Annotated in this window: 20 protein-coding genes; 9 read left to right on the plus strand and 11 right to left on the minus strand. The window is 44.2% G+C overall.

Annotated features, from left to right (window positions below; all coding sequences use genetic code 11):
• Positions 1-3 precede the first annotated feature (3 nt).
• Genes H9L11_RS17120 through H9L11_RS17135 form a run of 4 tightly spaced genes read right to left on the minus strand, consistent with a single transcriptional unit; the run spans position 4 to position 3,414 of the window.
• Positions 4-789: an outer membrane lipoprotein-sorting protein gene (locus tag H9L11_RS17120; RefSeq protein ID WP_205391306.1), complete on the minus strand. Its 786-nt coding sequence runs from the start codon at positions 787-789 to the stop codon at positions 4-6.
• A complete protein-coding gene (locus tag H9L11_RS17125) occupies positions 782-2,050 on the minus strand; it encodes an ABC transporter permease (RefSeq protein ID WP_033907234.1) in 1,269 nt (422 codons plus the stop codon). The genes H9L11_RS17120 and H9L11_RS17125 overlap by 8 nt, the downstream gene beginning before the upstream one ends.
• Entirely contained in the window at positions 2,038-2,736 is a 699-nt protein-coding gene (locus H9L11_RS17130; RefSeq protein ID WP_033907236.1) for an ABC transporter ATP-binding protein, read from the minus strand. The genes H9L11_RS17125 and H9L11_RS17130 overlap by 13 nt, the downstream gene beginning before the upstream one ends.
• Positions 2,737-2,745: 9 nt before the next feature.
• Positions 2,746-3,414, minus strand: coding sequence for a hypothetical protein (locus H9L11_RS17135; protein ID WP_033907237.1), 669 nt, complete (start codon positions 3,412-3,414; stop codon positions 2,746-2,748).
• Between the two features lie 392 nt (positions 3,415-3,806).
• On the opposite strand from H9L11_RS17135, the gene rodA reads away from it, so the two are divergent.
• Positions 3,807-4,889 carry a rod shape-determining protein RodA gene (gene rodA, locus H9L11_RS17140; protein ID WP_064376345.1) on the plus strand — a complete coding sequence of 361 codons (1,083 nt, stop codon included), beginning with the start codon at positions 3,807-3,809 and terminating at the stop codon, positions 4,887-4,889.
• Positions 4,890-4,961: 72 nt separating this feature from the next.
• On the opposite strand, the gene H9L11_RS17145 is transcribed toward rodA, so the two are convergent.
• From H9L11_RS17145 to H9L11_RS17155, 3 genes are all read right to left on the minus strand, one after another.
• A complete protein-coding gene (locus H9L11_RS17145) occupies positions 4,962-5,678 on the minus strand; it encodes a YebC/PmpR family DNA-binding transcriptional regulator (RefSeq protein ID WP_005374482.1) in 717 nt (238 codons plus the stop codon).
• Positions 5,679-5,813: 135 nt separating this feature from the next.
• Positions 5,814-6,023 carry a DUF3283 family protein gene (locus tag H9L11_RS17150; RefSeq protein ID WP_005374484.1) on the minus strand — a complete coding sequence of 70 codons (210 nt, stop codon included), beginning with the start codon at positions 6,021-6,023 and terminating at the stop codon, positions 5,814-5,816.
• A 100-nt stretch (positions 6,024-6,123) separates the two neighbouring features.
• The gene (locus H9L11_RS17155; protein WP_205391307.1) at positions 6,124-8,022 is read right to left on the minus strand and encodes an ATP-binding protein; all 1,899 of its coding nucleotides are present in this window, start codon (positions 8,020-8,022) and stop codon (positions 6,124-6,126) included.
• A gap of 68 nt (positions 8,023-8,090) precedes the next feature.
• On the opposite strand from H9L11_RS17155, the gene H9L11_RS17160 reads away from it, so the two are divergent.
• Positions 8,091-8,846, plus strand: a complete 756-nt coding sequence (locus tag H9L11_RS17160) for an ABC transporter substrate-binding protein (RefSeq protein WP_033907241.1) — start codon at positions 8,091-8,093, stop codon at positions 8,844-8,846.
• A gap of 68 nt (positions 8,847-8,914) precedes the next feature.
• Here H9L11_RS17160 and ribA read toward each other — a convergent pair whose 3' ends face one another.
• Together ribA and H9L11_RS17170 are read right to left on the minus strand one after the other, a co-directional pair.
• Positions 8,915-9,976, minus strand: coding sequence for a GTP cyclohydrolase II (gene ribA, locus H9L11_RS17165; RefSeq protein WP_081107475.1), 1,062 nt, complete (start codon positions 9,974-9,976; stop codon positions 8,915-8,917).
• 233 nt (positions 9,977-10,209) lie between these two features.
• Positions 10,210-10,407, minus strand: coding sequence for a hypothetical protein (locus tag H9L11_RS17170; RefSeq protein ID WP_005374493.1), 198 nt, complete (start codon positions 10,405-10,407; stop codon positions 10,210-10,212).
• Between the two features lie 361 nt (positions 10,408-10,768).
• Between H9L11_RS17170 and H9L11_RS17175 the strand changes: the two genes are divergently transcribed.
• From H9L11_RS17175 to H9L11_RS17185, 3 genes are read left to right on the plus strand one after another with little or no spacing between them, the layout of a single operon-like run.
• Positions 10,769-11,617 (plus strand): ABC transporter ATP-binding protein, encoded by an 849-nt coding sequence (locus tag H9L11_RS17175; RefSeq protein WP_005374497.1) that lies wholly within the window; start codon positions 10,769-10,771, stop codon positions 11,615-11,617.
• Between the two features lie 2 nt (positions 11,618-11,619).
• Positions 11,620-12,552 (plus strand): ATP-binding cassette domain-containing protein, encoded by a 933-nt coding sequence (locus tag H9L11_RS17180; protein WP_017821873.1) that lies wholly within the window; start codon positions 11,620-11,622, stop codon positions 12,550-12,552.
• Positions 12,552-13,019 carry a hypothetical protein gene (locus H9L11_RS17185; RefSeq protein WP_005374501.1) on the plus strand — a complete coding sequence of 156 codons (468 nt, stop codon included), beginning with the start codon at positions 12,552-12,554 and terminating at the stop codon, positions 13,017-13,019. Before H9L11_RS17180 ends, H9L11_RS17185 begins: the two co-directional genes overlap by 1 nt.
• 290 nt (positions 13,020-13,309) lie before the next feature.
• On the opposite strand, the gene H9L11_RS17190 is transcribed toward H9L11_RS17185, so the two are convergent.
• Positions 13,310-15,280 carry a replication initiator protein RctB domain-containing protein gene (locus H9L11_RS17190; protein WP_205391308.1) on the minus strand — a complete coding sequence of 657 codons (1,971 nt, stop codon included), beginning with the start codon at positions 15,278-15,280 and terminating at the stop codon, positions 13,310-13,312.
• 1,238 nt (positions 15,281-16,518) lie between these two features.
• Between H9L11_RS17190 and H9L11_RS17195 the strand changes: the two genes are divergently transcribed.
• From H9L11_RS17195 to H9L11_RS17210, 4 genes are all read left to right on the plus strand, one after another.
• On the plus strand, positions 16,519-17,736 hold the full coding sequence (locus H9L11_RS17195) for an AAA family ATPase (protein ID WP_005374503.1): 1,218 nt from the start codon (positions 16,519-16,521) through the stop codon (positions 17,734-17,736).
• Positions 17,737-17,743: 7 nt separating this feature from the next.
• A complete protein-coding gene (locus tag H9L11_RS17200) occupies positions 17,744-18,718 on the plus strand; it encodes a ParB/RepB/Spo0J family partition protein (RefSeq protein WP_005374504.1) in 975 nt (324 codons plus the stop codon).
• A gap of 105 nt (positions 18,719-18,823) precedes the next feature.
• Positions 18,824-20,848, plus strand: coding sequence for a GNAT family N-acetyltransferase (locus H9L11_RS17205; protein ID WP_205391309.1), 2,025 nt, complete (start codon positions 18,824-18,826; stop codon positions 20,846-20,848).
• 254 nt (positions 20,849-21,102) lie between these two features.
• The gene (locus H9L11_RS17210; protein WP_205391421.1) at positions 21,103-22,782 is read left to right on the plus strand and encodes a FapA family protein; all 1,680 of its coding nucleotides are present in this window, start codon (positions 21,103-21,105) and stop codon (positions 22,780-22,782) included.
• A 55-nt stretch (positions 22,783-22,837) separates the two neighbouring features.
• Here the strand turns inward: H9L11_RS17210 and catC are convergent, their stop codons facing one another.
• The gene (gene catC, locus H9L11_RS17215) at positions 22,838-23,497 is read right to left on the minus strand and encodes a type C chloramphenicol O-acetyltransferase (protein ID WP_025768711.1); all 660 of its coding nucleotides are present in this window, start codon (positions 23,495-23,497) and stop codon (positions 22,838-22,840) included.
• Positions 23,498-23,512: the final 15 nt, after the last annotated feature.

A 23,512-nucleotide genomic window follows, 5' to 3' on the forward strand; every position in this document is an offset into this window, starting at 1 on the left:
AGGCTAAAGCTGAGTCGTATTGGCTTTCGGCAAATAGCTTGGGTTGTAGAACTTGTTGTCCAGCTGCCAAGGCACGATCTCTTGATACTCGATAACGGTCTTTTTGCTCGGCTGAATGCTATCAAGCAAGGTCATCTCACTGACGTAGTCTTCACCTTTGTCAGTTGCACGCCCATATTGCGCTTGCTTGGCGAGTTTGCCAGAGCGCAAGTAAAGATCAGCTTTGATTGGAAACGCATCTTGCTCAGACAACCACAAGTCGATCTTCTGATAGCTCGCCCCTTTGGTTTTCGCGGTTAACGCAAGGTGATAAGCCGCGACACTTTCCGCGTTTACCGAGACAGTTTCTGTCGCTTTCCATTCACCTTGATAATCTTGGCTCCACGTCAAAGTTGAGATGTCGCCGATAGACGCTTCACCAAGCAGCTTCTGCATTGGCGTAATGCGAATCGGACGGCGGCTCTTTGGCATTTGTAGCCAATAGTTGTCGCCCATCATCAACATCTTTTGCCCGGCTTCGACTGCCGATTTGAACACCACCAGCGATTCACGATTTGGGCGCGTGTACACGTGGTAAAGGCGGGTTTTATCTAGTTCTTGGTCTTGATATAAGCGCACCAATGACACCACTTTGGAGGAATCATCTTGCAAGCGGTAGCTGTCGGCTTTTTCAATCAATTGCGCGACTTGCTGTGCATCTAACGCTGTTTCATTCGCACTGGTATTGATGCTTGCAACGCCAGTTACCATCAGCAATGCAATTGGTAATAGTGATTTGAAATTAAACATAAATCAGTGCCTCCGTAATTGGCTTGTTCACCCCTTTGCGTGCCGAGAAAAACGCCGCAACCAAACAAATCATCAATACTGCAAATCCTGCTATAGCTACCAGCTCCCAAGAGAAGTAAATCGTTAATGGGTAACCTTCTGTGCGTCCTGGCGGTGGCGGCATTTGCACATCCACGACCATCAGTAAGACGGTGACTAGCGCCGTAAACAAAGCGCCGATTAAGCTACCAATCACCGCAAGTAACCCTGCTTCGCGCAAGAACCCAGCAATAATTTCGCGAGGGTAGCTACCAAGAGCCGATAAGGTGCCGATTTCACGGGTGCGCTCAGTCACCGACATAGTCATGGTGTTGAACAGCGCAACAAAGACCACCAGCGCCATTACTGCACCCATGATGCCGAAGATACGATCGTACAAATCTTTCACTTTGAGATAGAAGAACGCGCGCTCTTGCCAAGGCGTAATCTCAATATCTTGATCACCAAAGTTCTGTTTTTGCTTACTCAGAACCGAAGCCACTTGTTGCTCGACTTGGTTAGTTAAACTGGTGTCGAACAGGAAGACAGATAACGCACTGACTTTGTCTGAACCGAGCAGCGATTGCGCGCTGTTGATATGCACGTACAGTTGGCGTTTATCAAGCTCAGGCACGCCAGTTGAATAGATACCACGAACTTTGAAGTCATACGCGTTCAATGCGCCGTCGGTAGTGGTCGCCAGCAAGGTAATCCAATCGCCAACGTGCACACTTAGGTTGTTCGCCAAATCAACGCCAAGCATCACTTCTGGCTCTGTAGGGTCATAACGCGATGCATGAATGTCGGACAGCGTTTGCCCTTCGCGCACATCCAAAAACGGTCCTTTCATATCGAATTCACGTTCGTTCACGCCAATGCCGATAAAGATCGATGATTTGTTACCGTTGGAAATCAAACCACTGAACTCAACTCGTGGTTGCACACCTCGCACTTCATTCAACCCAATCAATTGCTTGGTAATGTCGTCTGCATGAGTTAAACCGTTACTCAGTGGCATCTCTTCTTCTTTGGCGAAGTAACCCGGTGTGGTTAACGTCAGATGCCCCGTGTCACGCGCTGTCGATTCTTTCAAACTGTCGTAGGTGTATAGACCAAAACCGCCCGCACTGGTTAAGGCAAACACGGCAATGGCAATGATCAACATCGACAATAAACTGCGACGGCGATTGCGTTGCAGGTTCAACCAAGCAAGGCGAACTGAAACTGGAATTAGCTTGCCCATGAAACCTCCTCCACACTTGCGTGCGTTTGGGTAATTTTGCCGTCCACCAATTCAATGGTGCGATCGCAGCGGGATGCCATACGAGGGTCGTGTGTAGCGACGACAAAAGTGGTGCCTAGCTCGTGTCCGAGCCCTTTCATAATGTCGATGACCTTGTTGGCAGTTTGGCTATCAAGACTTGCGGTTGGCTCATCAGCAATCACCAACGCTGGTTTGTGCACTAACGCACGAGCAATTGCCACACGCTGCTGCTGACCGCCCGACAAGTTATCGGGCATGTGATGAATAAACTCACCCAACCCAACGTGTTCTAGCATTTGTGTGGCGAGCTCGGTTTGTTCTGCTTTTGAAAAGCCGTTGAGATGCAGCGGATAAGCCACGTTCTCTAGCGCCGTCATCACGGGGACAAGATTGAATTTTTGGAACACAAAACCAAGCTTTTCTCGGCGCATTTTCGCCGCATGCATTTGTCCGGTTGGGTATGGGCTGCCTGCAAATGTCACCTGACCTTGGTATTGAGTATCCAGCATGCCAAGCACGTTAAGTAAGGTGCTTTTGCCTGAGCCCGACGGTCCACACAATGCCACCATTTCGCCGGCAAACACTTCACCAGACACATCTCGCAATGCACGCACCGTTTGGCTGCCAAGGGCGTAATCGCGGCTAAGTTGATTAAAAACGATCATGACGCCTCTCTAATATTTCGCTAGCAGCGCTTTCGCGGTTTGCGTTTCTAAATTGCTGTCACCCAACTGCTCCATTTGTGCTAACCATGTTTTGGCTTGTTGAACATCTTCAGCGCGCAGTGCCGCTTCAATGGCGTAGCGATAAATCCAAGACGTTGCGGCGAAAGGTTGCTGGCTAAAACTCGGTTCATCGAGCAGAGAAAGGTACAGCTCGTAGCCACGCTCAAAGTGATTGAACATGTCAGGTAGAGAAGTAAATGTGGTAGCTGCCATAGCGGTGGCTAGTTGGTATTCCGGCAAACCTTGTAAGCGTTGTTGCTCTTGCAGTGGTACTGGCTGATTCGCCATTAGATCCAAACCTTTTTGGATAGTAGCAAGACCGCGCTCGGTGAACTTCATCTTGTTCCAAGGCATAAACGCCTCACGACCTTGCAACGTCTCAGCACTGCCCAAGTAAACCAAGGTCACCGGCGTTGCGCCCTGCTCTTCGAGTTGTTTGGATAGTTCGCCATAAACAGTATCAACTAAGCCAGAGTCACCCTGCGCCGCTTGGTTGAATTGACTGAGTGTGCGCTCGCTTGGGTTAGCCAGAGCCAGATTGCTGCTAAGTGCAAATGTGGCGATAAAGGTACTTGCCAGTTTAAGAGCTTTGATTAAGCGAGATTGAGAAACCATCATGTACTGTCCTTAGTTGAACGTGATTTGATGGTTTCAGATTAAGGGAGAAGATCGCACGCTGCTTTTGCATGCGACCAATGGCAATTATGCGGAGTGAATGGTATTGAGAGAGGATGAATGACATTCACTTAAACAGAAAATACAATTCCGTTCATTCGTAACGCTACATTTTTACGGCAGTCACAATAAAAACACTGGCTTAAAATCTGAGGCTAGTGTATTTATCCATCCCACAACTACCCATAACAGACAGTGCGCACTCTCCTTTCTTACACACCTTTGCATGGTGTCTGTTGTTTCGAAATCGAGATTCTTAGCATCGGAATAGTTTGAACTCTTCGAGTTTTAGTTGTTTTCGCACTCAAAATAGGTGCGTTATTAGGTCGTTGAAAATGAATAAGCGTTATTTCCCAAGAGTTGATTTACCACTGCTCATGGCGATCATTCCGATCATGCTGTTAAGTTCGCTCACTCTCTGGAGTGCCAGTAGCTTTAATGAGGCGATGCTCTTCAAACATTTGGCGCGCTGCGGACTGACATTAGTTTGCATCTTGGTCATGTCCTCGATTCCAGCGTCCAGCTATCAGCGCTCAGCTCCATATCTCTACATTATTGCGGTTGCTCTGCTACTTGCTGTCGCTTTATTTGGTGATAGCACCAATGGCTCTAAACGTTGGCTCGATATCGGCTTCTTCCGCTTTCAACCGTCCGAACTAATCAAACTTTCCATTCCAATCATGATCGCCTGGATGCTTCATATTGAAGGAGGTCGACCAAACATTCGGAAAATTGCGTTTTGCTTACTTATTACAATGATTCCTGCCGGGTTAATCGCGCTACAACCGGATTTAGACGGTGCAGTTTTTACCATCATTTATGCATTGTTCGTTTTGTTTTTGGCTGGCATGAGCTGGAAAATAATCTGCGGGTTTATTGCGAGCATTTTAACGTTAGCACCTATTTTATGGTTCTTCGTTATGGAAACCTATCAAAAGAGCCGTGTAACACAGTTCTTGCACCCTGAGTCCGATCCACTGGGTTCGGGTTACCAAATCATCCAATCTTTGATTGCGATTGGCTCAGGCGGTATGAAAGGCAAAGGTTGGATGAATGCAACGCAGGGAACACTTGGCTTTATTCCAGAAAGTCATACGGACTTTATTTTTTCGACCTATGCAGAAGAGTGGGGCTTTGTTGGCAGTTTAGTCTTACTCGCATTGTACTTGTTTATTACTGCACGCGTTATGTTGCTTGCATGTCAGTCTGACCACTTTTTTAGTCGGCTGGTAAGTGGCGCATTAGCGATGAGCTTTTTTCTGTATGCTTTTATCAATACGGGCATGGTGAGTGGCTTGTTGCCAGTAATGGGTAGCCCACTTCCCTTCTTTAGCTATGGCGGCACGGCGATGCTAACTCAAGGTATCTGTTTTGGTGTAATCATGTCGCTGTGTTATTCCAAATATCGTAACGCATAGCGTTGCTTGAGAAAAAGCGATCAAAAAAGGCTTCCCTAAAGAAGCCTTTTTACAACGATATGAGCGAATTAATTACAGCTCTGCGTTGTGGTAAACCTGCTGAACATCATCACAGTCATCTAGAAGATCTAGGAATTTCTGGAACTTCTCAGCATCTTCACCCGATACAGGCGTATGAGTTTGCGGAACGAATGTGATTTCTTCAACATCGATCGTTAGATCTGGGAATGCACCGTTAAGCGCAGTTTTTGTTTTGAAGAATTCTGTGTGAGGTGCGAATACAGTGATAACACCGTCTTCTAGCTCAACGTCAGTAACGTCTACGTCTTCCATCATTAGCGTTTCTAGGATGATTTCATCATCGTCGCCTTTGAACTGGAATACCGCTTGGTGATCGAACATGTGAGAAACCGAGCCCTCAACACCAATTTTCGCACCGACTTTCACAAAGCATTGGCGTACATCTTGGAAAGTACGGTTGCCGTTGTCTGTTAGACAGTCAACGATAACGCTAGTACCGCCAGGGCCGAAGCCTTCGTAACGTGCTGGAGTGTAGTCTTCACCACCGCCACCGTTCGCTTTGTCGATCGCTTTATCGATAACGTGCGCAGGAACTTGGTCTTTTTTCGCTTTTGCGATCAGGTGTTTCAAAGACAAGTTCATGTCTGGATCACCACCACCGTTTTTCGCGCACATGTAAATTTCTTTACCGTATTTGGAATAAACTTTAATTTTCGCGCCTGCAGTTTTCGCCATAGAGGCTTTGCGCACTTCAAAACTTCTTCCCATCGGGATGTCTCTCTAAATTCAAATTTAATGCGAAGGATTTTAGCAAAAAGCGAAACCTTTTCAATTTCGCTTAGCAAAGGAATAGGGAGGTTACCTCATTCGTCGCATTGGATTGAACCATTGCCACGGTTCGCGTTAAGCGACACCCATTACTCGTTTGTACTTTTCGACCGATTGCTGGAAAAACGCCTTTTCATCAGCATCGTTAATCTTGGACAACTGTTCTTCTATTGCTTCAGGACCAGATTTGGCCTCTCTGAGCTTCCAAACCAAAAACGACGCCTGCTTATCCAGTTCGATTTTGTTTTTTTCGTCAGGCGGCAATAGGGATAGATTAAACGACATTCACAGCCTCAAGGTACTTTAAATACTAGCCGGGCACTATATCACACAGAGTTACAATTACAGAATAGAAACGCACTTAACTTGATCGATTTCAAGTTAACTATTTAGGCACAGCGCTGATTTTCAGTGCTTTTGGTAAATGCTGTTCGAATATTTGTTGTAATCGAGTCTTGGTAACGGGTTTAGCCACGAACTCGTTCATCCCGACATCGAAGCAATGTTGCTGATCCTCTTTAATGACATTGGCACTTAGCGCAATAATTGGAACGTGTTTCCCCCACTCTCCCATTTTTCGAATTCGCTCCGTAGCAAGAAACCCATCCATCACAGGCATTTGGCAGTCCATAAAAATCAAATCGAAAGGCTGCTGATCACACAGCTGCAATGCTTCTTCGCCATGGTTGGCGACACTCACTCGCACACCCAGTTTTTCTAACATGATGCGAACTACCTTCTGATTGACGATGGTATCTTCAACAACCAATACCCAAGGTTTATCATTATCTTGAGGGCTGATTTCGTTGTCTTCCGCTTTCCGGAAATCTAATACATTAAGTTGGTCGGTATAGGTCGGTTGCGCATTTATTACAGCAACAGGAATCGAAAATTCAAAACAGCTTCCCAGCCCAAGCTCACTTGTTAGTTGTATTTCCCCTCCCATCAAGTTAACCAACTGTGCAGCTATCGCCAAACCAAGCCCTGTCCCACCATACTTTCTGGTGGTACTACCATCAGCTTGTTGGAAGCGTTCGAAGATTGCTTGTTGGTGCTCTTTCGCAATACCAATACCAGAATCCACAACTCGAAACCGGATATGAGCGGTCTCTCCATCAAGTCGAGATAACGCTACAAGAAGCTTCACATGGCCGCGCTCGGTAAATTTAATCGCGTTGCTCAACAAATTGTTCAGAACTTGTTTCAATCGTGTGGCATCACCTTGCACTTCCATTGGCAAGTGAGGATCAATATCGCTGAGCAGCTGTAAGTTTTTCTGCTTGGCTTTGACACTATGTAAACTGATGACATCGTCAAGTAGCTCGCGAAGATCATAGCTCGTGTATTCCAGCTCTACTTTGCCAGCTTCAACTTTAGAGAAGTCCAAAATGTCGTCGATGATCGTCATTAGTGAGTGAGAAGAACTGTCAATGATCTCTACAAACTCTTTTTGCTGGGGATCGAGGTCGGTGTCATTGAGCAACGACGACACACCAATAATGCCATTCATCGGTGTGCGGATCTCATGACTCATAGTGGCGAGAAACTCACTTTTTTTACGATTAGCGACTTCTGCCCTATCGCGTTCAGCCTCTAACTCAGTCTGGTGCTCTTTCACTTTCTCAACACTTCGGTTGTATTTCTCTGCCAAAACACTCACTTCATCAAAGCACCATCGTTTAGGGAGAGTCACTTTACTCGGCACTGTACCGCCACGAAAATCGCTCACCGCACCAGACAGCAATTGTAACGGATTGACCAACAAGCGAAACGCCACCCAAAGAACACCAATGATGAGGACAAGAATTTTGATCGCTTCTGTCGTAAGTAGAAAAAAGAACTGCTGCCAAAGATCTTCATATATCGCGCTAAGATCCGATTGAACCGTTAATATCGCGAGATCATACGTTTTATCGCCGACCCGATACTGCATCGGCCAGCTTCTCTCGACAACATCCTCAGAAAGCGCCGAACCTAATTCAATGATAACTTCGTCTTCACTAGCAATACGCAAGTAGTCCACCGAGGGCATACGCATTGCACCTTGAGCTTGTGTCAGCAACAGCTCCCTATCCTCTACCCACAAACTCGCAGAAAAGCTCGATAAATAGCTAGACTCAACCTGCTTTAATTCAACATCTAAATGGGCTAAATCTTCGTGAAAAACTCGATATAAGCTCACTGTAGAAATGATGACCGTAAAGATTAAACTCAACGTTAATACCGCCAACATAAGTTGGTTGCCGATACTAAAACGACGTTGAGATCGCTCTTTTTCATCCATATGAAACCGCTCCGATAAACTTGCGCTACTCTAAATATAGCTACGCACAAATAATAATCGAGGATACGATGAAAAGACTTCTACTTAGATTGGCTTTTAGCTTAATTGTTGTAAGTTCTCATGTGACCGCAAATCAAGTGAACTATTACGTCATTGCTGAACAAGCTCGACCATTTCAAATTGAACAACAGGGACAAATGCACTCCGGAATTGTGACCGATATCGTCAGCGCTATCTTCGCGGAGTCGGATTACCAAGTGAATTATCATACTTATCCATTTAAACGTATGATTTCCATATTGGAAGAAGGCGCTGAGCCAAACTGGTTAACTTATGGCAGCCCGAACTGGGGCAAGGTGCAATCGGAAAATTTATCTGAGGAGCCCATTTACACTGTAAAACATGTACTGGTGTCGAGTAGCGAGAAGCCTTTAGAATTCAAAAATATGGATACCATGCATGGTCGTTCTATTGTATTACTGCTGGGGTTTGATTATCCAAATTTAACACCGTTCTTTGAAAATGGCAGTGTCAATGAAATGCGCGTGAAAGACTACAACGCCGCATACCGAGTGATAAGCCGAACCCCTGGAGATACAGCTTTTGTCGAGATGGAATCCCGAGTCCTTTACAACTTAAAGCGACTCAATTTGCAGTTAGAGAATTTTCAGATACAGCCTTTCAGCTCGGTTATTCCTGACTACTCAATCTACCTAGCTTTTTCACCTCAAATGCAACCAGAAACTCAAAATTACATCAATACACGACTCGTTGAATTAAAAGCCTCAGGGGAAATTGATGAAATCATTCAAAAGTATCAATGAATCAACTCATTAACAAAAACGCCAACGATGATACGTTGGCGTTTTTGTTTCTGGGAAATCTGTAGCACTTACTTAATGTGGTTAACAAACTTAGGATCAAACATGTGCCCCAATTTACTCGCCTTGGTTTTCAGGTAATGTTGATTACTTGGGTTATTCCCTTCTTGTAATGGCACTCGTTCAATGACGTTAATATCAACCGCTTTTAAGGCGGCGAGCTTGCGTGGGTTATTCGTCATTAGACGCACAGCGTCAATCCCCAAATGCTCTAGCATTCCTTTACAGAACGCGTAATCACGCATATCAGCGGCAAAACCTAAACGCTCATTTGCTTCCACGGTATCTGCGCCATCATCTTGTAAGTGATAGGCACGAATTTTATTAATCAAGCCGATTCCACGCCCTTCTTGACGTAAATAAAGCAGCACACCACATCCCTCTTTGACGATGTTTTGTAGCGCTCTATTAAGCTGAAAACCACAGTCACAACGCGTGCTAAATAGAGCATCTCCGGTAAGACACTCCGAATGCAACCGAATAAGTGGTGCTGCACTTTTTGTTGGCTCGCCATAGACCAGAGCAAGATGCTCTTTATTTGTCGCGGCTTCAATAAAGCCGTACATCATAAATGTGCCCCACTGGGTGGGCAGTTTGGCTTTATCGATAAACTTCACGAGATTGTAAGGCTCAACATGTCTCAGCTCTGCCCGCACATTCATCAGAATCTCTCCTAGATGATTTTCTCCTTTACCATCTCCCCCGTCTCCCCAAAAGGCATCTTTATGAGAATGCTCTGTTAGGCAAGCGTTACCCGTTCTCATTAATTGCTGCGCTAATGGTGGATTTTGTAGAAACTTTTCCCTAACGATGAAAGCCATAACAGCCAACTTTATATCGTCCCAATCGCTTCTGACAAAGTGTTCGTATTTACGGCTTAAAGCAAACGCTTCATCAGGGGTGCTTGCGTGCTGAATTTTACTTTGCAACTGAGCATCGAGAAACTTTTGGGCTTGGTAATAATGTTCGCTGGTGGGCCAAGTTTGGGAGGAGATATTGACTGGGGCATGGCAAAAATTTGAGAGAAAACCGTGGGGCTCATCGGGCTCATAAAAAAGGATTTGATCAACCATACTTGCGCTCCTTGCTTTGTGGTTGCGATAATCAACAAAAAGCATATCGCTACTGATATATCTAGTAACACAAGGTCAGATTGTCAAACTTCTTCGGGACGGGAGTGTGAAACTCGTGCTTTTGAGGCGCAAGACAGATAAATGGAGGGTTTGAATAAGAGAGTAATAGAGTGAAAAAATAAAAAGGGCAGTCCGTCGACTACCCTATGGGTTGCTAAACCAACCTGAGGCGATCAGTGTATCAAGCCAAGCTCCCTTGCTTCTTCAATGGTCAACCCACTTTCACGGATCTCACGTAACGCTTCAATGCGTCTTCTGGCTTCTGCTGATTTCACTGTTTTCTCTGGCTTCACAACGGTTTCCTCATCAGGTAATTCCCATTTGTGAGCGATGTTGGTCATCTCGTCATGGTCGATAGAATTAATGGACATATTTCCTCCGAACACACCATGTTTTCGATGCGTAATCTATAGCAAAACCGGAACAAGGTGGTAAGAAAAACTGTAGGGAAATGTGACCCCTCCCGCCCTTTCGTTAACTCCTTAATAGATTCATCATTTAAGTTTTGCTAAGGGACAAATTTACGATTAAATTTGAGTAATTCCCCCTACGAAAAGTGTGCTGATCTAGCTCTCAATTCTGCTCTTCTTTAGTTTTATCAACGACGCATTACACCACTTCCTGTTTAACCTAACTTTCGAGTCACTTCACTGATTCATAGCTTGATACTTTCTAAAAACCGCCACACCTGATAATGATAATAATTATCTTTTAGATTGGCAAGGTGTTTATATGGATGGTATTAACTTAAGTCATGCATACCACAATGACCCGGTCATCCAGATCCGAGATTTGTGCGTCGATTACATCACTGATAATGGTGATTTTAATGCGGTAAAGTCCGTCAGCTTTGATATCGGCAAAGGCGAAGTATTTGGTCTTGCCGGTGAATCTGGATGTGGTAAAAGCACAATCGCATTCTCAATAAATCGTCTTCATAAACCGCCAGCGTTCATTTCTGGCGGTAAAATCTGGTTTGATGGCAAGGATATCCTTAGTATCTCAGACTCTGAGCTGACCGCTCTAAGGTGGAGTGAAATCGCCATGGTGTTCCAGAGCGCGATGAACTCACTCAACCCTGTCTTAACGATACAAGAGCAATTTGCAGATGTGTTACGACACCATCAAGGCCTCACTAACGCTCAAGCAAAAGATAGAGCAGAAAAGTTGTTGGACTTGGTCAATATTCCTCGAGAACGCTTAGCAGAATATCCTCATCAATTTTCAGGAGGAATGCGTCAGCGGTTGGTGATAGCCATTGCTTTGTCTCTAAATCCAAAACTGATCATTATGGATGAACCCACAACAGCATTAGATGTAGTGGTACAGAGAGAAATTTTACAGCAAATTTATCAGCTTAGAGATGAGTTCGGTTTTTCAGTCCTCTTTATCACTCATGACCTGGCACTCATGAGCCAACTATGTGATCGAATTGCAATCATGCGTCACGGAGAAATCGTCGAAGTCAATCGAGCATACGATATACGCAATCATCCTCAACACCCCTACACGCAAAAGCTTTGGGCTTCTTTCCCAAACATCCATGACGTCCACAAACAACCAGAGTTACAAGGAGCGTAACCATGAGCCAGCCTATCATCCAAATGAAAAATGTGATTAAAGAATTCAAAGTAGGCGGTGGTTTAGCGAAAGAGGAAACCTTTCGTGCGCTTCAAGGAGTGACTTTTGATCTGTACGCAGGAAAAACCTTGGCTCTGGTTGGAGAGTCAGGCTGCGGTAAGAGTACTTGCGCTCGCTTAATAACCAAAGTCTATCCTGCAACGGAAGGCGAGATCCTTTTCAATGGCACTGACATAAATGAGATCACGTCACGATCGGCTCTACAAGAATATCGCAGTAAAGTACAAATGGTGTTTCAAGATCCGTTTGGCTCTCTCAATCCAACTCATACCATTCGCCATCACCTAACACGTCCTTTAAAAATTCATAAACAAGTCAAAAACGAGCGCGACATCCCAGCCCGCTTGGAAGAGCTCCTAAAGCTGGTGGAACTACCTGAAGAGACATTGAATAAGTTCCCTCACGAACTCAGTGGTGGGCAACGTCAGCGAGTAAACTTAGCAAGGGCTTTAGCGGTAGGTTCGCAAATCATTCTTGCGGATGAGCCTACGTCTATGCTGGACGTTTCTATTCGCTTGGGAGTGTTGAATTTAATGCAACGAATGAAGCAAGAGCTGGGAATTGGTTTTTTATACATCACTCATGATCTGGCAACTGCGCACTACATCGCGGAAGAAACCGCAGTAATGTACAAAGGGCAAATCGTTGAATGGGGCGACACGCATTCAATACTTAAGAATCCGCAGCATCCTTATACTAAGCTGTTGATTTCTGCCGTTCCTGATCCTGACTTACCTTTTGGTAACTTAGTGAAAAATGAGCCAAACTATTCGATAGATGCCGATGAAATTCGTCAACGTAGCAGCATAATTGTCGACGAATTTGATCAAATAGGGCCAAATCACTATGTAAAACAATGGACTGAGGCAGCGTAATGGATTTGAGTACTTGGCAAGATCAAATCGCCATGTGGTACGAACAGCGGAAACATGATCAAGTAGAAAAATTGGAAACGATCTTATATCAGGTGCCTGATGACGTGTTTGGACCCGAATTGAGTGATCTTCAAAGTAAAGCGATTGCTTGCTGGTTGGATGGATGTTTACGCGTGTTTCAACATGCAAGGTACCAAGACCCTCAGAAAGCATATCAAACTTTGCTTTATACGAGTGCAAAGCTTGAACAAGCAGCATGCCAAGTCTCGACTGATATTCTGATCAAAGATTGGTGTTTGAGACGACTTCAGCACCTCACCGTTGTGGCGTTAGAGTTTTGTAATCAGCAGTGTGATCAAAACAAGTGGCAGGAACAAGCCCATAGCTTAATCGAATCACATGTTGCGTTGATGCGTTCATTACATTGGAATGAACCCAAGAAGCATGATCAAGGTTTACCTCATTAGTCCGGAAAAATGATCAAGGCTTAATTAGCGGAATTTTAGGCAAAAAAAAAGCGAGTTTCCTGAGGAGAAACTCGCGAAGTCTATTCAGAATGAATGTAACAATATGAGCCAATCTATTAATCATCAGAAAGGACAAAAGGTTGTCTATTCGGGATAAATAGTAGTATTAGGCTTGGCTTCTAATGTCAGTAGTTTGTAAGAGTTAAGTCTGTTTTTTATCATCGAAAGACATTGTTACATTTCAAACCGATACATCACACCTATAGCTTGATACACATCAAGCGACACTTTTAAATCGCCATTTCATCCAAGGCACGAAATACCATTTCATCCATGTGACCATCGAAGATTTGACGACAAACTTTCCGACGCACCGCTAACCCCGCAATCAAGCGCTCGATGGTAAGATGCTTAACATCGTTCTGGGTGTTAAACAGCTCGACGGTTTTACTTAATGTCTCATAAGGAATCGGCTCATCCCCTACCCTTAGCCAATCGAGCTTCTCTATGTAATCTGAGCACTCTTCTTTGATTGAGGCATACGAGTGCCCTGTCATCGCAGACAAAGCCGTTATACTGCGTTCTAGAGCCTCTGGTGAGGTATATTTAGATAGAGTAATGGTGATCTCATCAGCATTGATCTCTACCAAATGTTTTCTTTGCTTCACGCGTCTCCCTAAATTTCCTCTTGGAGACGGTGCTTTGCGTTGAATGGGCTCAAATTCGCCGTCTATGATGCCTGAGAGCTCCTCAAGCTGTTGTCGGGTTACCATCTCATTACGAAGTGGATTTGGCAGCGTAGGCGCCATGTTACGCTTTCCTGCGTTGGTCGTTCGCGCTCGTGAATAACGTAAGACCTCTTCGACATCACATTTGATGTCGATCTGGTAGTCCATCACTTTGTCATTTTCGATCATGGTTTCGATCGTCAGGTGATAACCCCACAAATTAACGACGAATAGATCATCATTCCCTTTTCCATCAGACAAACGCTTTAGTTCTCGGATCAGATCCATGGAGAAACGTCGCCATTCAATGTTACGTGCAAGTTTCTGGTTTAACTCACTCAGTAGCATGCAATCCGTGTGACGACGAACCATGCGACTACGGAAGAAAGAGTACAGTTGAAACACTAAAGTATGTTGTTTCAAGATCTCTGGCGGAAACAAGAAGAAATAATCGCGCGTTAACAGCTCTTCATAAAACGAAGGTTCCCAAACTAAAATATATAAGTTTGGCTTGATACGAATTTCACCATCGCTTCCCTCCACAGGTGCCTCTTCAGAGGCCGTGATGGTTCGAGCAAGAAAACGAAAACGATCACTTTTGAAGCCCTCTGGCATGTTTTCACTTAGCCAACGTCCAGTAAGTTCATGGAGCTGAAAATCAGTGAATTCAATGCGATCAATGCTATCGCGAATGGAATCACGAGCTGGGCCACTGTCTTTTTTGCCTCTGAGCGACAAAATATCAGTGATGTATAGCGGCGTTTTGTTTGGTACGTGAGCCGCATCAAGCTGATACTGATCTTTGTGATGATCATGATACTGAACCGTTAACGTGAAGAGAGCGAACAGGGTCATGAGATCATCCACAGTCATGATATTTTTGGATGATCGCGTCTCGATAACGGCTTTTGTGCCAGAGATCGACACCATGGATTTCTGATAACTTTTTCGAGTTCTTGGTGGCGCAAGTGCTTGGTCAATGATCCCAGCCCAATTTGTTGGAGATACAACAAATTGATCGGCTTCATCTTTCATCGTGGGAGGTGTGTTTAACCCGTGCTCATTCAACAAACGTTTGTTTACTTGAGTCTGAGCCAATGCTTTCGAACGTTTTTGTTTTTCGTTCTGGCGAACTTTGTCGGTAACAAGACTTGTTGCTCCCAACACAGATATAAGCTGATTGGGATTCACAAATTTATGTAGCATCGTTTTACCAGCAAGTCCCTCTTCAAAACGCACTCGAGTTTGAGTAAATAAACCAATATTTACTGCCGCGCGCAAACGTTGTTGCAGGGCTGCACGTGTGAGTTGCCCATCTGTTGCTTCCACAATCTCTGTGGTTGAAACCAAACCATCCTTGCTGCTGAAGCCTCGTAATGAGATCAGATTAAGCAACTCTAAGATGCTTTTAGTCACCCCTTTGAAATGTTGGTACTGCTCTACCCAATCCGCAGAGGATTCATGTACCTCAAAAAGATGGCCATCTTTGTGGCTTCTCGGTGCTTTAATCAGAATTTTTTCATCAGCCGTCATTTTAGATCCAGATCACACTAGCCGTAGTTGTGCTATGGTTCCGAAGAATAAAGAAAAACAGATCATAAATAAAGAAAAAAGATTGTTTTTTAAATAACTGATCTTTTTGATTAATCTGATCTTAATTGATTATATGATCTAATGATCTGGCTTGGAGTTTCTCGCTAAGCTTTTGTTCTATAAGGCTATTATTTTCATGTATTTCGGAACTATGATCATAAGAAGTCTGAAAGTATGATCAACAATAACCTGAAAGCATGATCATATTTATTCGTAAGCATGATCATTAAGGTTATGAAAAGATGATCAAAAGAGTCTTGAAACGATGATCATGATGTTTTTACAGGTTATCCACAGATGCAGTATTTAATAATGATCTTCACGATGATTATATTGTGCATTGGTAATGTTATTTATACTCGGATCGATGATCAAGAGCCAATATATCTATCGTTCTGGCACCCGTATTGATGAGATATCACTCATCTGATTAAAATACATTCAAGTCGCTCATATTTAGAAGTAAATCCTAGTCTCTGCTTATTTACAGGAAGCATGATCATGAGAGTGTGATTTATCATAGCAACTTGCGCAATTTCATTGTTCCGGCTTCTATACCGTCAATTTCTGCTCAATCCCCCATTCTGTCTGCACTCAACCGTAAATCAGAGAAGAAAACTCATGCTTCCGAGAGATTCTAAGGCTTGATCATATTTCCGATTAATGGATCTTATTTTATTTGCGTGTTTACACCGTACTCTGCTCAATTTTGCCATGATCATGCTTTCGGATTTGTTTATTAACACGGAAGCATGATCATAAGTATACCTTGATCATACTTCCATAGATGTTTCGCTAGAACTGCCCTATTTTGTTCGGAGACATGATCAAGGTGTTCAGGTCTTTATTGTTCCGATATTACTTACTATTTTTCGTTTAAATTAGGTTGGTCTAACATAATCCGTAATTTAGCTTAAGATTATAATCGTTCCGGTAGAAAATTGATTTACATTGTAAATGAGTGACGCTGTAACACTTTTTATTTTTAAGTTTAGGTGTCCACTTATGAGAAGATTATTTGATTAAACATAGTTATCTTTTTGACCATAAATCATAAAAGCGTCGATTTGGGTGTTTTTTTATGTGATGGTAATTCAAAATGTTCGTGCACCTTTTTGTTGTTTTTAGTCTTTACTGCTGTACAATTGCAATTATAAATCCTTCCAACGGAATTTGGCATGAAAAGAGAAAAAACGATTGAAAACCTTCTTGAGTTAGCGGAGCTGACTCAGCAGGTTCAAGCTGACCGTATTGAAATTGTTTTAGAAGAGCGAAGCGATAACTACTTCCCACCAATGTCGAAAGCGATGATGGAAACCCGTTCTGGTCTAACTCGCCGTAAGCTCGACGACGCGATTGGTAAAATGGAAGCCGCTGGGCATCAATTTACTAAAAACAACGCGAATCATTATTCAATTACGTTAGAAGAAGCACACATGCTCATGGATGCGGCTGAAGTGCCTAAATTTCATGAGCGTAAAAAGAATTCAGGTAACAAACCTTGGATTATTAATGTGCAGAACCAAAAGGGCGGTACAGGTAAATCAATGACCGCGGTTCATTTAGCGGCATGTTTAGCGCTAAATTTGGATAAACGATACCGTATTTGTTTAATCGACTTAGACCCACAAGGCTCGCTACGTTTATTCCTCAACCCGCAAATCAGCATGGCAGAGCATGATAATATCTATTCTGCGGTAGACATTATGTTGGGTAACGTGCCTGATGGTGTGGAAATTGACAGTGAATTTTTACGTAAAAACGTATTGCTGCCAACGCAATATCCAAACTTAAAGTCGATTTCAGCGTTTCCAGAAGACGCGATGTTTAATGCGGAAGCATGGCAAACGCTATCTGAAGACCCATCACTCGATATCGTCCGTCTGCTGAAAGAGCAACTGATTGATAAAATTGCTGATGACTTCGATATCATTATGATTGATACCGGTCCACACGTTGACCCATTAGTATGGAATGCAATGTATGCATCAAATGCCTTGCTAATTCCTTGTGCGGCTAAGCGTCTGGACTGGGCTTCAACAGTAAACTTCTTCCAGCATTTGCCCACGGTATATGAAATGTTCCCGGAGGACTGGAATGGTCTTGAGTTTGTTCGCTTGATGCCAACCATGTTTGAGGACGACAATAAGAAGCAAGTTTCTGTTTTAACTGAAATGAACTATCTTCTAGGTGACCAAGTTATGATGGCTACTATTCCTCGTAGCCGTGCGTTTGAAACCTGTGCCGATACCTACAGCACAGTATTTGATCTGACAGTAAGCGATTTTGAAGGCGGTAAGAAGACACTAGCTACCGCGCAAGACGCTGTTCATAAGAGCGCACTGGAATTAGAGCGTGTGCTGCACTCTAATTGGCCGTCATTGAATCAGGGGTAATAAGTAAATGGCTTTGAAAACGTCTGAATTAAACGCGAAATTATTTGGCAAAACGAATAAGCGTCGTGTTGTGACTCCGCAAGAGGCGCAAACTGCGGCAAAAGAGAAAGCTCAAACGATTGAACTAGCAGTTGCAGGTGAAAATATTGTTCAGTTTGAACTTGTGCGTATTCCTGCAAATAAAGTTGCGACAGAAACAACAGTATTTGTTGATAACGCTCGTGAGCAATCGTTCTTAAACGAACATGCTTTATCTGATGTTTTAGTCACACTCAAAGAGCGTGGCCAACAATATCCAGCAGTGGGTCGTAGAACTGAAGATGGCAAGATTGAAGTTTTAGATGGTAGCCGTCGTCGCATGTCTTGTATCCTCGCTGAACAAGACTTTTTGGTTTATGTTGCTGACAACATTAATACTGACCATGCTAAGTTTTTGTCTGATGTGGCAAATGCTCACAAGCCGCTCTCTTTATATGAAAAAGGGAAAGAGATGCAGGCTAAGCTTGATAGTGGTGAAGCTGAAGATCAGAAAGCATTGGCAAAAATGTTCCAGTGCAGTGAAGCGTTGGTAAGTGGCGCTTTAAAAGCCGCAGCATTACCGTTAGAACTGCTTCAAGCGTATCCGAATGTTGGCGATCTCGGTCGTCCAACTATCGTGAAACTGCACAAACAGTTTTCAACGCTGACGCCAGAGCAGCAGCAAGAGCTGTTAGATAAATGTCGCTCTAGCGAAGGGTTTTTATGGCAGCGAAGCACAGCTCAAGGCGTTGCTCGTCTGACAAAAGAAGTCACGGAAAGCATCGAAAATTGGATTACTGAACTTGCACCAGCAAAACCTGGCAAGAAGACGGAAAAAGTCGACTTAGTAAAAGGTCGAGCAAGCTATAGCCGAAAAGGTAGCAGCCTGGCGTTGAACTTGAAGAAAGTTGACGACAGCTTAATGGAAGAGATTCTTGCGTTTGTACAAACCAAACTGCAATAACAAATGATGATTGAATCAACCGCCTCCGGGCGGTTTTTTTATATCTGAGAAGCGTCAAATTAAAGATGTGATACCATTGCGTCAGTTCAACGTTGGATAGACAAAATGCAGACACAATCTGATTTCCTTTCATCACTTCAACATCAAGCTCACCAATCTTTCCAAAGGATTGGTGTAGTCATTCAAGGCGAGGCTTCTTGGCAAAATGCGTTGATGTCAGAGTTCCATAAAACGCAGCGCCATCAACGTTGGTTTTCTGTTGGTGATTTTGGTTTGAAAAACGTATCCAGTGTTTCGTCTAAACAAGGGCACATGTTGCTAGGCAGAGAGTGTGACGTTCTATTGTTTGATGCTCGAAATGGCTTTGACGCAAATAGTTTTACCGCCACGCTTGGCTCATTGGTTGGCGGCGGTTTTCTTATTGTCATTACTGAGCTGCGACAAAATGCGAATTTTGCTCAGCAATGGATGCATAAACAATGGGAGAAGCTCGTTGTTATTGAGCAAGACAAACCATTGCCAACGGCTCCAGACATCAAGCAGGCAGAAAAAGAAAGCCACTACACGGAACAAGAACATGCCATTTCTCTAATTGAAAAGGTGGTAACTGGACATCGAAAGCGACCGTTAGTTTTGACCGCTGATCGTGGGCGCGGAAAAACAAGTGCCCTTGGCATTGCGTGTGCGAGCTTATTACAGCAGAAGCCACTTAGAATCTTAATTACGGCACCATCTATAAAAGCCGTTGAGCCTGTTTACCAACATGCTTTGCGGCTACTTCCTAATGCGCAGCGTATTAGGAAGGACAGATTAGAATCAGGGCAGGGAGCCATTCAATTCATTGCTCCTGACGAACTTCTATCGAGCAGACCTGAATGTGATTTGTTACTTGTCGATGAAGCGGCTGCAATTCCAGTTCCTATGCTCAAAAGCATTACCGAACATTATCATCGACTCGTTTTTTCTACGACTGTTCATGGTTATGAAGGTTGTGGCCGGGGCTTTACGATTAAATTTGTTGATTGGCTTCAGAAACAGCGTTCGGGAATGAAAACATGGCACATGACACAGCCCATCCGCTGGAGCATGAATGATGCGCTTGAATCATGGCTCTATGACGCGTTTTTGTTGGATGCGGAGTTAACGCACCATCAACTTAAACAGGTCGACTCAATTTCCCTTTCTAAAGCCGATAAGAACAATTTGATATCGCAGCCTAGTTTGCTGCGTGAGTGCTTCGCTCTTTTGGTGAATGCTCATTATCAGACCTCGCCGAATGATTTGATTCACCTTTTGCAAGACGACAACAGTCAGCTCTATTTTGCTAAGCAAGATAATGCGGTTGTGGGGGTGATATTAGCGGTCGAAGAGGGGGGCCTTGACGATGAATTGATTGAAGAAATCCAGCTTGGTAAGCGTCGTCCTAAAGGACACTTAGCTCCAATTACGATTGCAAACCACCTAGGATTCCCGAATGTCGCGAATCTATCGACGCTGCGAGTCATGAGAATTGCGGTTCATCCAGCATTGCAAGGCAAAGGCATTGGTCAAAAAATTCTGCAGCAACTTGAGCAAATGGCTGCTAAACACATTGCCTACTTATCCACGAGTTTTGGTGCGACGGAAGAGTTGCTCTATTTCTGGCGACAATCGAACTTCCGTACAATTCGCTTAGGGTCAATGCGCGATGCTGCTAGCGGTTGTTATTCAGTCTTGATGGTCAAACCTTGTGATTCCCAACAGACGGCTTGGGTCGACCAATCTCAGGCGCTATTTGAAGAAATGTTGTCTAACAATGTGGCTGACGTCTATCCAAAATTAGAAGCCCCTATTTTTCGAGCTCTATTGCCGCAACCTTTGGGAATGAGTCCACTTCATCCCGCTAAGTTATTACTAATTGAATGTTATGCTGATGGTGGTAACAGTTATGAGTCTGTGTCTGTGTGGCTTCAGCAGTGGTTACTTAACTTAGGTTTGAACTCCGCTTCCGACTTGATGATCAGTAAGCTTTTTCTTAACCGTAGTTGGACTGAATGTGCTCAGCAATTTGGTTTACCTGGAAGAAGGCAAGTTGAGCAGCAGTTAAGGGACGAAGTAAGACACATTTGGAGCGATTTACACTGTAAATAATAAAGAGAAATTTACACTGTAAATGAAATTACTGGGAGCTGATTTTACACTGTAAATCCAGCTCCTTTTTGTTTCAGCGTGTATTTTGATTGAGCTTTAGGCTAAATCGAGTTTTCTCTTAATATCCTGTTTAACCGTTATTGATGGATTACTTTCTTTAGTGACGTGAGCCCTATAATAAGAAATGCGAGGTTTGTTCAGAAAACGGATTTGGTTAGACTGAAAGTGTTGATGGGATGCAAAGTGGTAAGGGTATGTGGAAGCTGTGTCTTGAGTTATCTGAAGATAAAACCAAGGTGATAGCCCGTCTTCCGGGTGAAGTGGATCTCGGTGGTGAGCTAAATCAAAATGAATTAAACGAGCAGCTCGTCGTAATGAACGCCGAAAAGATGTTTGTTGTAGAGGGGGAAGTCGTTAGGTTCATTAACTGCGCCAAAGAACGTAAAGCTGAAGCTTACGAAGGCATCGTCATTGCAGAAAAACGCAACGCACAAGTTGAGGTCGAATTGTCGAATAATGACATGCTCGCCAGTATGAACGTTGTCGGTGCTTACGGAGGCCGAGGTTTACGCGGCCCCGAGATTGTTCAAGCTCTTGCTAAAGCGCGAGTTTCGAAAGGCATCAACAAACTGGCTTTGAAGAAAGTGTTGGTTGTCAGCACTCAGCTCAAACCTGGCGAAACTTTTTCTCAACCTGTAGCGGTTGGAAAGCAACCTAGCAAAGGCAAAGACGCTCTTTTTACTCCTCTTGTTAAAGACATCACCAAACGCATCCTCAAACCCAAAGACGGCCAATCTGCTAGCGACAAAATTGATTTACGTAACCTCGGTGAAACTATCGCGGTTGACGTAGGCGATGAGGTGATGCGCCGCACGCCTGCGACCAAAGGTACGCCAGGTTTTACTGTTCAAGGGCGAGTTATTCCTCCACAAGCTGGAAAAGACAGCCCAATGAAGCCTGGAAAGGGCACCGAGATATGCAAGCACGACCCAAACCTATTGATCGCATCGGTATCCGGTACGCCTCTGATTAAAGACAAAACCATCGAAGTTGATAACGCACTCTGTCTCAATAGCGTTGGTGTGAATACAGGTCACGTGAAATTCAAAGGGAATGTGATTATCGGTGGCAACATTGAATCCGGCATGATTGTTAAAGCGACGGGTTCTATTACTGTAGGCGGCTTCATTGAATCGGCTGACGTACAAGCGCAAGACGACATTCAAGTTGGTAAAGGGATCATTGGCCACACCGTGAGTGATGGCCAGCCAAAGAGTTGTCACGTCAAAGCCAAAGGTTCGATTCGTGCCAGCTACGCCCAATATTGTGATTTGCAAGCCGGCGAAGATATTGAATTGGCGGTGCACAGCATGAATAACGATATTGTTTGTGGGCGCAATCTGACGGTGCTGGATGCGAACGGTAGGAACGGTACGCTCAGCGGCGGAGATGCAAAAGTCGGTGACAAAGTGGTGTGCTTACAATTGGGCGTAGAAGGCGACACCGCCACTAAGGTAGAAGCGTTCGCGCGCTATTCTGCATTTAAGGAGCGATTAGCAGAGCTCAAAGATCAATACAAACGCGCTCAAGAAGGCACGATGGATGTGATTCGTAAAGAGCTCGAATTTAAGAAACGTCCTAAAGCCGAACGTACCGACGAAGAACAAGCTCAGATTGATGTGATGAAAACACAAAACAACGAGCAGCTTGAAGCGATAAAGCAAAAGCTAGAACAAACGGAACATGACTTTGAAGTCGCGTTAGAAGAAAATATTGTCGAAGCCAAAGAGCGTGTATTCACTCGCGTGACGGTGCAGTTTGGCGACGAACAAGTAACGACAAAGCGCACTCATGGCGGTTGTTCGTTCCGTTTCAATCAATACGAAATTAAAGTCTCGGCGAACTTGGAAGAAGAGGACGTCGCTGCGGTTTAAGCTTTCTTACTCACTGAGCCCACACGTCGCAACAAGATGTGTGGGCTTTTTTTATCTACAAATCGACAATGTGCTCTTGATAGTAGTCCGCAAGCGCACCCACTTGGCTGCTACACATTACTTTCATTGCTTGTTTAATGTGTTCTATTGGCCAGTTCCACCATTGGATATTGAGTAGAGTTTCAATCTCTTTATCGCTGAATCGTTGACGTACGACTTGGTTGTTTCCAACCACCACAGAATAAGGTTGCACGTCTTTCGTCACTACGGCGCGTGCTCCGACGACGGCTCCATCGCCGATGTTTACTCCGGGCATGATCATCGCCTCACTGCCAATCCAAACATCATTTCCCACCACTGTGTCTCCGGCACGCTCGAAACCGTCTTGTACGCCTTCTCCAAATTCTTCAGGAGAGAAGGGGAAGGTCGAAATCCAGTCAATGCGATGACCTTGGTTTCCTGCCATCATGAAGGTGGCTCCAGAAGCGATGGAACAAAACTTGCCAATGATTAATTTGTCGATGCTATCGGGTTCTCTACTTTGCCATTCTTGAAGTGTGACGGGGTCACCCAACAAGTAGCGTACCGCTTGCTCTTCGAAGCTTTTTTGATGATAGAAGCCCGAGTAATAGCTGTAATCGCCAACGATGATATTGGTATTAGTGATGTGATCTTTAATGACTTGACCTTTTAACCACGTGTCGAAAACACTCATAACTCATCCTTTCAA

Source organism: Vibrio sp. sp1 (genome assembly GCF_016920955.1).
In the GTDB taxonomy this organism is placed as follows: domain Bacteria; phylum Pseudomonadota; class Gammaproteobacteria; order Enterobacterales; family Vibrionaceae; genus Vibrio; species Vibrio alginolyticus.